The organism is Lentilactobacillus sp. (genome assembly GCF_040773105.1).
Taxonomy (GTDB): Bacteria; Bacillota; Bacilli; order Lactobacillales; family Lactobacillaceae; genus Lentilactobacillus; species Lentilactobacillus parabuchneri.
In genome coordinates, this window is the sequence record NZ_JAXGWW010000072.1 from 1 (window position 1) to 9,249 (window position 9,249).

The 9,249-nt window shown below is 43.8% G+C and carries 9 protein-coding genes; 6 read left to right on the forward strand and 3 right to left on the reverse strand.

Features of this window, described 5'->3' with window-relative positions; translation table 11 throughout:
* Positions 1-198 precede the first annotated feature (198 nt).
* Positions 199-819, reverse strand: coding sequence for a hypothetical protein (locus AB3112_RS05350; RefSeq protein ID WP_367334074.1), 621 nt, complete (start codon positions 817-819; stop codon positions 199-201).
* 148 nt (positions 820-967) lie between these two features.
* Here AB3112_RS05350 and AB3112_RS05355 point away from each other — a divergent pair, with 148 nt between their 5' ends.
* A complete protein-coding gene (locus AB3112_RS05355; RefSeq protein WP_367334075.1) occupies positions 968-1,624 on the forward strand; it encodes a YitT family protein in 657 nt (218 codons plus the stop codon).
* On the opposite strand, the gene AB3112_RS05360 is transcribed toward AB3112_RS05355, so the two are convergent.
* Positions 1,602-2,459: an alpha/beta hydrolase gene (locus AB3112_RS05360; RefSeq protein WP_084972987.1), complete on the reverse strand. Its 858-nt coding sequence runs from the start codon at positions 2,457-2,459 to the stop codon at positions 1,602-1,604. The two genes, AB3112_RS05355 and AB3112_RS05360, sit on opposite strands and share 23 nt — an antisense overlap.
* A gap of 885 nt (positions 2,460-3,344) precedes the next feature.
* Between AB3112_RS05360 and AB3112_RS05365 the strand changes: the two genes are divergently transcribed.
* A complete protein-coding gene (locus tag AB3112_RS05365) occupies positions 3,345-3,614 on the forward strand; it encodes a type II toxin-antitoxin system mRNA interferase toxin, RelE/StbE family (RefSeq protein WP_084972989.1) in 270 nt (89 codons plus the stop codon).
* Positions 3,615-3,778: 164 nt separating this feature from the next.
* Entirely contained in the window at positions 3,779-4,732 is a 954-nt protein-coding gene (locus tag AB3112_RS05370; protein ID WP_084972991.1) for a zinc-binding dehydrogenase, read from the forward strand.
* An 83-nt stretch (positions 4,733-4,815) separates the two neighbouring features.
* On the opposite strand, the gene purB is transcribed toward AB3112_RS05370, so the two are convergent.
* Entirely contained in the window at positions 4,816-6,111 is a 1,296-nt protein-coding gene (gene purB / locus AB3112_RS05375) for an adenylosuccinate lyase (RefSeq protein WP_057909961.1), read from the reverse strand.
* A 228-nt stretch (positions 6,112-6,339) separates the two neighbouring features.
* On the opposite strand from purB, the gene AB3112_RS05380 reads away from it, so the two are divergent.
* The 3 genes from AB3112_RS05380 to AB3112_RS05390 all read left to right on the forward strand — a co-directional run bounded on the left by AB3112_RS05380 (position 6,340) and on the right by AB3112_RS05390 (position 9,092).
* Complete coding sequence (locus tag AB3112_RS05380; RefSeq protein WP_084972993.1) at positions 6,340-7,620, forward strand: adenylosuccinate synthase; 1,281 nt, start codon at positions 6,340-6,342, stop codon at positions 7,618-7,620.
* 23 nt (positions 7,621-7,643) lie between these two features.
* The gene (locus tag AB3112_RS05385; protein ID WP_057909963.1) at positions 7,644-8,615 is read left to right on the forward strand and encodes a GMP reductase; all 972 of its coding nucleotides are present in this window, start codon (positions 7,644-7,646) and stop codon (positions 8,613-8,615) included.
* Between the two features lie 156 nt (positions 8,616-8,771).
* On the forward strand, positions 8,772-9,092 hold the full coding sequence (locus tag AB3112_RS05390; RefSeq protein WP_057909964.1) for a hypothetical protein: 321 nt from the start codon (positions 8,772-8,774) through the stop codon (positions 9,090-9,092).
* Positions 9,093-9,249: the final 157 nt, after the last annotated feature.

The following is a 9,249-nucleotide window of genomic DNA, read 5'->3' on the forward strand; positions in this document are numbered from 1 at the left end:
AGATCGGTTATTTGATTTTGCGTTCCCTTCTGCCTCTCAATCACGCTCCGACGGTCGCAAACGCAGTGCGGCACCTAGTCCTGTGGACGACGACCCAGGGCCCTACTGCATAGACCAGAAAAGCCGCCGATGAACAAAATCGTTCACCAACGGCTTTTCTGGTCTATGCTCCGGGCCCTAACCGGGTCTCGTCGCGCACTACTTGTTTTTCTCATACATCACATTTTCAAACTTCTTACGCAGCTTCTCCGTCAACAAAATAATGTTTTTTGGCGGTCTGTTGACACTGAAATCGAAACAGAATCTTAACGGGACGCCCATATTGAAATCCTGTTCAAACGTCGTTACCTGTTTGGGATCAATATCCGGCTTATAGCCCATCAAGACCTGCATTCCTAATCTTTTATGCGCATCCCAATTTTTAGTTTCTCTATGGCCATCCAACAGCTGGCGGACCTTGATCGTATCCAGCGCCCTAATCAACGTATCCACATTACTAATTTTGTGTTGAACACCCAAGAAAATAAAATATCTTCTCATCACCGGGATAACCGACGTAAAAAAAACGTTTGTCGCGGCGATCTTCTCTGGGAACAACGTTAAAACAACTTCTTTGACCGATGTTGCAGTATAACGCCTCGGATTACGTAATTGATATTTATAGGCCAATCCGACAAATGCCTGCGTAATGTATCCAGCAGCTGCCCTTTCCGGCTTCGTTAACTTTCGATATGAGCGGGTTGTTTGAAACCGTCTAAACCATAAACGATTGTTTTCGAAATGTTTTTCAGCTTCTACTTCCGAATATTGTCGTTCCACAAGACCGCCTCCTCTAAAACAGATATTAACACGATTGACTAAAGAACAGTATCAATTTGACCCGACGCTTGATAAGCCGATATTTTCAAACCGAATTAATTATTATACAATGAAGTTCATTGGGAATTTAAGGAGATTATCGTACATAATGGCTAAAATGAAAGATTTCAAACAGCGCCTTTATTATTTAGGCCTTTCAATCATCATCAATTCGGCTGGAAACGCGCTGGCCATTTCTTCAAACCTGGGAAGTGCCGTTTGGACCGGTTCTGCCGTCAACCTCTCGAAATGGATCAACATCCCACTGGGAACGACCCTGTTTCTTTACGGAATTATTGTGACCATTTCCAACCAGTTACTCTTGGGTTCATTTGACCGGCGGCGGTTCTTTTCCAACCTGCTGTTCACCGTACCGTTCAGCTACCTGGTTGCCTTTTTTACCTGGATTTTTAACACAATCGGCGTTCCTGAACAAGATTTCTACATTCGACTAATCCTCGACATCATTGGCCTGTACTGTGTTGCGATGGCCGTTTCAATGTATTCTCGGTCTAATTTGATTATGCATCCAAACGACGATTTGGCTTACATCATCCGCTTTAAATATATTCACGGAAGTGCCGTCATTTCACAGTGGCTCAGTTATATCCCGCCAATTTTGATTATCGGTGCTTCCTACGTCTTTACTGGCAAGCTTTACGCAATTGGCTTCGGGACAGTTTTTGCCCTCCTTTTCCAAGGGGCAATGATGAAATGGTCGGACACCCACGCCTTTCCAAAGCTTAAGCACCACGTCGATCTTTGATGAATTCAGCAATTTGTCTAAAGGTCTTTTTTGTTTCCGACAATTTGAACCACAATGTGTAATCATGCCAAGCATCCTTAAAGGTGGTTGGCAGTGGACTGGCGCCCTCCGCTTGGCCCATGGCATCAATCAACTTCAAATCAGAAGGAACCAGCATTTCATTTTCTCCATAAAAAATCTGAACGTCACCAATATTTTTTAAGTTGGCCGAATTAAAAACGTCCTGCCACTTTTCGGCAGATGCCCCATCAGTAAACCAGCCGCCAATTTCCTGTAATGTTGGCAGATCCAGCAAAATATCATTTTCAGCACGCTTGGCAATTTCAGGATCGGTCAGCTTCATGTCCAGCCATGGTGAAATCAGACTGGTTCCTAAAACCTTGCCTGGATTGTCCATTAGTAGCTGAAGGGCAAGCTTTGCCCCCGCTGAGTCGGCCACGATAAATAGTGGTAAGTCATCGGTGACGACCTTATCGAAGACGGCTTGCGAAAAGGCCAACATATCATCAGCCGAATTCGTTGGCAGCAGCGGAAAATCCGCAATCTGTAGACGGCTATTCGCGGCCTGGGCAATTTGGGTAATCATCTCCAGTTGGTCCTCATTCATCGGAACGGTAAAGGCACCCCCGTGGAAGTACAGTATTTGACTGGTGGGATCCGCAACCGTATCGATTGTCACGAGTTGCCCTTTTTTAACCGGATCAATTTTGTATTCGTTTTCATTTTTCCGGAAAAGATTGATCTTTTGATTAGGTTTGATAAAACTATGGGCGACACTTTTCTTATAGTCCTCAGCGCGAAACTTCCTAAGATACCTTTTCGCCATAAAGCTCATTGCGATTCCTCCTTCAAAAACCATTTGTTGGTATCAATTGTAATACAAATCAAATTTATCGCACAAATTGTGGTCAAACTCGGAAAAGTTCACAAAATCTTCACAAATTATTCAAAGTTTAAACACATTATTTCGCTATAGTATTAGGTGAAACATAAAGTGATGTATCACTTTGTGCGAGCAATAGATTAAATCCCCCTTTAATTTATTACTTTTGTATTCATATTCTTCCCCTAGAATAAATATAGGTAAACGGAAATAAGGCATCCCCGTGCCTTATTTTTTTATCCATAAATCTTGACCGCATCGATAAATTCACAAAATCTTCACAATTTGGTCACACTTTATTCAGATTTATTTAGTATCATAGTAACTGTAAAGTTGTAAGCAGACAACTTTCACTTCGCAAATTGTCATAATGATAAATTCACTTTTGATTAAACCTTATCTCCCCTCAAAAGATTAAGGTCTTAAAGAAGCCGGGCGCGTTAGTCATGGCTTTTTTTGTTGGCTGAAAAATGCATTTTGGGCGTTCACTACCATTAGAATCACTTTACATAAGCAGTCCGATACACAGTCCATTTTGTTTTACTAATATTCACAAAAGTTTCACACCTTATTCGCACATTATTTACATTTTTACGTTATATTATAGACATGAGCAAGAGATAAACAGTGATTTATTTCTACTCACCCCCAATAATATTGAAAAGTAAGTTAATGCTGCCATTGATCTACTTTTCACAGCAACCCTTATAATTCATATTCCCCTCAGAATATTGAACGAAAAGGTCTGACACCCCCCTGTCAGGCCTTTTTTCATGTCGTATTTTATCGCAATAAAAGGATATAATTAAATTAAACCAACCCGAAAGGAAAACCGTAATGCCAAAATACCGGCCAAAGTATCAATCCAGATTCAAAAAACACTATCAAAATATGATCAGAGCGAATCGCTACACTGAAGCTGAATTCAAAGTTGTTGAAGACCAAATTTTAAGCGGAAAGCCGGTGGCTGAAAAATACGATGACCACGTCATTAAAAGCCGCAAACCCCAACGCGCCTTATTTATCAAGGGCAGTTGGCTGCTCATTTACGAAGTGGTGGGTGATACGGTGCGCTTTTTAGATACCGGCAGGCATGGCGAAATTTAAGAGAGAGTAAAACGAGTTGAAAGTCAGTGGCTGAACTGATTTTCCAACTCGTTTTTTATTCCACAGACCTTATTGATAACCAAACGTCAAAATCGTTGCAAAATTGTGCATCGTCCGCCATGATAAAGCCATTAATTAAACTAAACACTACAAGGAGTACGCACATGAAAGCAGCAATTATCAATGATTTTACAAGAGGTCCTGAATATGGCGAGTTTCCCGATCCGCCCGTTAACGATGGTGAAGTCGAACTTCACGTTTTAGCAGCGGCCGTCAGCCAACTAGCCCGTGCCCGCGCAAACGGCACTCACTATTCGGCAACCAGCACGTTGCCCATCGTTCCGGGCGTTGACGCGGTTGGGGAGACCGATGATGGTGAACATTTTTATTTCAATAGCGGCAATCCCGTTTACGGCACCTTTGCAGAAAAAGCGGTTGTCAATCGAAGAGCCTTGTTTCCAATCGACAACGCGGCTGACCCTGCAACAGTCGCTGCAACAGCCAATCCGGCAATGTCCTCTTTTATGGCAATCAAAGAACGGTTGGGAGAAGATAAGGTTCGGGGCAAACGCGTTTTGGTATTGGGCGCGACTGGTGCTTCCGGTCAGCTGGCGATCCCCATCAGCATTGGTTTCGGGGCATCAGAAGTGATTGGCGTTGGCCGAAATCCCGAAAAATTAGCAAAATTAAGCCGATTCGGTGCCTCGTCGACGATCAAATTGACGGACAACGACGACGATTTAAAAACCAATTTGGAAAAGATTGGCGACGTCGACGTGGTTTTGGATTACCTGTGGGGAGACGTTGCGGCCACGATGATTGCCAACATGATTTCGCAACGCAAAGACCCGCAGCAAACACTTACTTGGATCCAGATCGGCTCAATGGCAGGCCAAAGCGCCCCATTAAAGGGCAGCCTCTTTAGAAGCATGGACTTTCACTTGCTGGGCACTGGCTTCGGCTCCTTCACGGCCCCCGAATTGGCCAATGACATGCCGGCATTGTTAAAAATGATCACCGACGGTAAAATCTCAGTCCCCGTGACCACCTATCCGTTAAGCCAAATTGCCGAAAAATGGCATGAATCCGGCGATAATCGCTTGGTCTTTTTGCCCTAAATGAATCCAAATTAAAAGTCCCCTCAGACTGCCAAATGTAGTTTAAGGGGACTTTCATTGTGTTGAAGTTTTGAAATCTTAAGTTAGTCGAGGCCGACACGCGCAAAAATCTCGTCCACGTGGCGAATGTGATAATGATAATCAAATGCATCGTTGATCTGTTCTTCATTCAAGGCATCCGTGATCGGCTTGCTGCCTTCAACCAAATCTCGGAATTGAATTCCTTTATCCCACGACTGCTTGGTCAATGGTTGAACAAGGTCATACGCCTGCTCACGGGTCATTCCTGAATCAATTAATTTGAGCATCACTCGTTGACTGTAAATCAAGCCATAAGTGAGTCCCATGTTACTTTTCATCCGTTCTGGGAAGACAGTTAACCGTTCGACAATATTTGAAAAACGATGCAGCATGTAATCCAACAATGTCAATGTATCTGGAATAATGATCCGTTCGGCAGATGAATGGGAAATGTCGCGTTCATGCCACAAAGCGACATCTTCATAAGCAGTGACCATATGGCCGCGAACAACCCTGGCCAACCCGCAGATATTTTCCGAACCAATTGGATTCTTCTTATGAGGCATTGCGGAAGATCCCTTTTGACCAGCATCAAAATGTTCTTCAACTTCATGAATTTCGGAGCGTTGCAATCCACGGATTTCAGTCGCAAATTCTTCCAAACTCGTTGCGATCAGTGCCAAGGTGGAAATGTAGTCGGCGTGCAGATCACGCGGCAAAATTTGGCTGGTAATCTCCTGTGCTCTTAGGCCAAGTGAATCGCAGACGTACTGTTCAACAAATGGTGGCACGTTGGCATAGGTTCCAACCGCACCGGAGATTTGACCGGCTTCCAATTCTTTTGAAGCCCGTTCAAAACGCCGCTTGTTTCGGTTCATTTCAGAATACCAACGGGCCAGCTTCAACCCAAAAGTTGTTGGCTCGGCCTGAACACCATGGGTCCGGCCAATCATAACCGTATCCTTGTACTTCTTAGCTTGTGTTGCAATCACATCAATGAAGTGATCGATATCTTTTCGAATAATTTCGTTGGCCTGCTTGATTCGAACTCCCCAAGCAGTGTCAACAACGTCGGTACTGGTAACACCGTAGTGCACCCATTTCTTTTCCGGACCCAGTGACTTGGAAACATCCCGGGTAAAGGCCACGATGTCGTGATGCGTCACGGCTTCAATCTCCGCAATCCCATCCACGTCAAACTTGGCGTTCTTCTTAATCTTCTCAACGTCCTCGGCCGGAATCTTGCCCAGCTTGGACCATGCCTCATCAATGGCAATTTCAACTTTGAGCCATGCGGCATATTGATTTTGGAGTGACCAAATATTACTCATTTCTGGTAAAGAATATCTATCTATCATAACGAGTCCTTTCTACTAAATAATGACAAGATAATAATACCATATCGTTCACGTTTTGACTATATTACGAGAAGAATAAATGGATTATGTTCGGATTAGGTTTCAAACTCGAATATTAAACGTTTTACTCATTCAAATTATTAACGTTTTGGTTGATTAATACATTGCAAGTTGGTATCATTAAAAATGCTGGGTAGATTCCTGGCAATAAAATTTAGAGGTGTTCATATGTCATCTATTGTGATTGTTGGAAGTCAATGGGGCGACGAAGGGAAAGGTAAGATTACTGATTTCTTCGGCCAAAGCGCTGACATTATCGCCCGCTATCAAGGCGGAGATAATGCCGGCCACACCATTGTATTTAATGGCAACAGCTACCATTTACAGCTAATTCCATCTGGTATTTTCGACCAGGAGAAGTATAGCGTCATTGGTAACGGCGTTGTCGTTAACCCCAAATCCTTGATCAACGAAATGGACAATTTGAAAAAGGATGGAATTAGTACCGATAACTTGAGAATTTCAAATCGTGCTCAAGTCATTATGCCTTACCACATTCTATTTGACGGTTTGCAGGAACAAAAGAAAGACTCCAAGATTGGCACAACCAATAAAGGAATCGGCCCTGCATACATGGATAAGTACGAACGAATTGGTATTCGAATTGCTGATCTCATTGACAAGGATATTTTTGAAGAAAAACTTCGAAGCAATCTCGCAATCAAGAACGAACTGTTGACTAAGATCTACGGTGAAGAACTACTCGAATTTGAACCAATCTTTAATGAATATAATGAATACGCAGACCGCATTCGCCCTTACGTTGTTGATGCTTCCTACATCATTAACAATGCCTTGGATGACAGCAAAAACGTTTTGTTTGAAGGCGCTCAGGGCGTCATGCTCGATGTCGACCACGGGACTTACCCGTTTGTTACCTCATCGAACCCAAGTGCCGGCGGTGCCGCTATTGGAACCGGCGTGGGTCCTAACCGAATCGACCACGTCATCGGTGTCTGCAAAGCCTACACTTCCCGTGTTGGTGAAGGCCCCTTCCCGACGGAATTACATGACGAAATTGGCGACCATATCCGCGAAGTCGGCCATGAGTATGGTGTTGTAACCAAGCGGCCACGCCGAATCGGCTGGTTCGACAGTGTTGTTCTTCGCCACTCGGCTCGGGTTAGTGGCTACACCCACCTCGCACTGAACTGTTTAGACATTTTAACCGGAATTAAAACATTAAAAATTTGTGTTGCCTATGAATTAAACGGCAAGAAGATTGACCATTATCCCGCAACTTTAAAAGAGCTGGATGCCTGCAAGCCAGTTTATGACGAGCTTCCAGGCTGGGACGAAGACATTACCAAATGCAAGACATTTGATGAGTTGCCAACCAACGCTCAGAATTATTTGAACCACGTCCAAAAAGCAGTCGGAGTCCCTTACGCAACTTTCTCAGTCGGTCCTGACAGAGAGCAGACGAACGTCGTTGAAAAAGTGTGGTAATCACCACCATCCGGAGGTAAATCATGGAAGTATTTGATTATGAAGACATTCAACTCATCCCTAACAAAAATATCATTAAGAGCCGAAGTGACGCTGACACATCCGTAAAGTTTGGTCCCAAGACATTCAAGATTCCGGTGGTCCCCGCTAATATGGAAACCGTTATTAATGAAGACTTGGCCATTTGGCTGGCTCAAAATGACTATTTCTACATCATGCACAGATTCCAACCTGAGAATCGGGAACCATTCATCAAGAAGATGCACTCACTGAACCTTTACGCTTCAATCAGCGTTGGTATCAAACCTGAAGAATACGAATTCATCGACCAACTAGTTTCTGATGACCAAAAGCCAGAGTACATCACAATTGATGTTGCACATGGCCATTCGGATTATGTTATCCAGATGATCCACTACATCAAGGAACAATTACCAGACAGTTTCCTGATTGCTGGGAATTTGGGAACACCGGAAGCCGTTCGCGAAATTGAAAATGCCGGCGCCGATGCAACCAAGATTGGAATCGGCCCAGGTAAAGCATGTATCACTAAGCTGAAGACCGGCTTTGGGACTGGCGGCTGGCAATTAGCTGCCCTTCGTCTCTGCTCAAAGGCCGCAAGAAAACCAATGATCGCTGACGGTGGTATTCGCTTTAACGGCGATATCGCCAAGTCCGTTCGTTTTGGCGCTTCAATGGTCATGATCGGTTCATTATTGGCAGGTCATGAAGAAACACCTGGTAACCTAATCAGTATTGATGGCAAGAAATACAAACAATACTGGGGTTCAGCTTCTGAGCGTCAAAAGGGTGCCTACCGCAACGTTGAAGGACGACAAATGTTGGTGCCATACCGTGGCCACATTTCAGATACTTTAAACGAAATGCAACAGGACCTTCAGTCATCGATTTCATATGCCGGTGGCCGTAAACTAAACGATATTACCAAAGTTGATTATGTCATTGTTAAAAATTCAATTATGAATGGTGACTAACCTTTCATAGCAAAGCGGTCGGGGCGAAACTAAATGTTTCACTCCGACCGCTTTTTTGCCCTGAATTGTTTTTCAAACGATATATTTCTTGCCTTTTAAGTATACAAACGTCTAAACTAAGTATTAAATGATTCATCATGAAGGGACTTGAAGTCAATGAATAACTTGTTTGACGTATTACAAATGGTGCGTTTTAACCATCTATCATTCGATTCTTCCCAGGTCGTTATTACAGATGTTGAGGGAAAACCAAACGCAATTTTAACTGATCTGTTCCGAGACGTGGTCAGCAAGGTTAACCTGTTTATCGACCTTTCAGAGGCGTTTGACGCCGGAGATGTCGTTGCCTCACTCAAAGCCCACACCCCACTTCCTGCCGACGTATTGGACGAGTACGGCAAGATTTTGCGTGAACCACTGGTTGGCATTAACTTTGCACCGCAGAAGGGGCAGATGGAGTTGCTGGTGAGAGGCTAATAAAGTATGTAGTAAAGGGAGTGTGCCAAAAGGCGGGTTTGCTTCCGTAGCATAACCTAGAATGACTTTTTGAGCTGAAAGCTCGGAAAGTTATTCGTAGTTATGCCTAGGAAGCAGCCTTTTGGCACACGTTCCAGCTATATAAAATTGAAAAAGC

What these genes read in the sequence shown, in the direction of transcription:
- AB3112_RS05355 (WP_367334075.1), top strand. Translation starts at nt 968, where the DNA reads ATGGCTAAAATGAAAGATTTCAAACAGCGCCTTTATTATTTAGGCCTT.
- AB3112_RS05360 (WP_084972987.1), bottom strand. Translation starts at nt 2,459, where the DNA reads ATGAGCTTTATGGCGAAAAGGTATCTTAGGAAGTTTCGCGCTGAGGAC.
- AB3112_RS05365 (WP_084972989.1), top strand. Translation starts at nt 3,345, where the DNA reads ATGCCAAAATACCGGCCAAAGTATCAATCCAGATTCAAAAAACACTAT.
- AB3112_RS05370 (WP_084972991.1), top strand. Translation starts at nt 3,779, where the DNA reads ATGAAAGCAGCAATTATCAATGATTTTACAAGAGGTCCTGAATATGGC.
- purB (WP_057909961.1), bottom strand. Translation starts at nt 6,111, where the DNA reads ATGATAGATAGATATTCTTTACCAGAAATGAGTAATATTTGGTCACTC.
- AB3112_RS05380 (WP_084972993.1), top strand. Translation starts at nt 6,340, where the DNA reads ATGTCATCTATTGTGATTGTTGGAAGTCAATGGGGCGACGAAGGGAAA.
- AB3112_RS05385 (WP_057909963.1), top strand. Translation starts at nt 7,644, where the DNA reads ATGGAAGTATTTGATTATGAAGACATTCAACTCATCCCTAACAAAAAT.
- AB3112_RS05390 (WP_057909964.1), top strand. Translation starts at nt 8,772, where the DNA reads ATGAATAACTTGTTTGACGTATTACAAATGGTGCGTTTTAACCATCTA.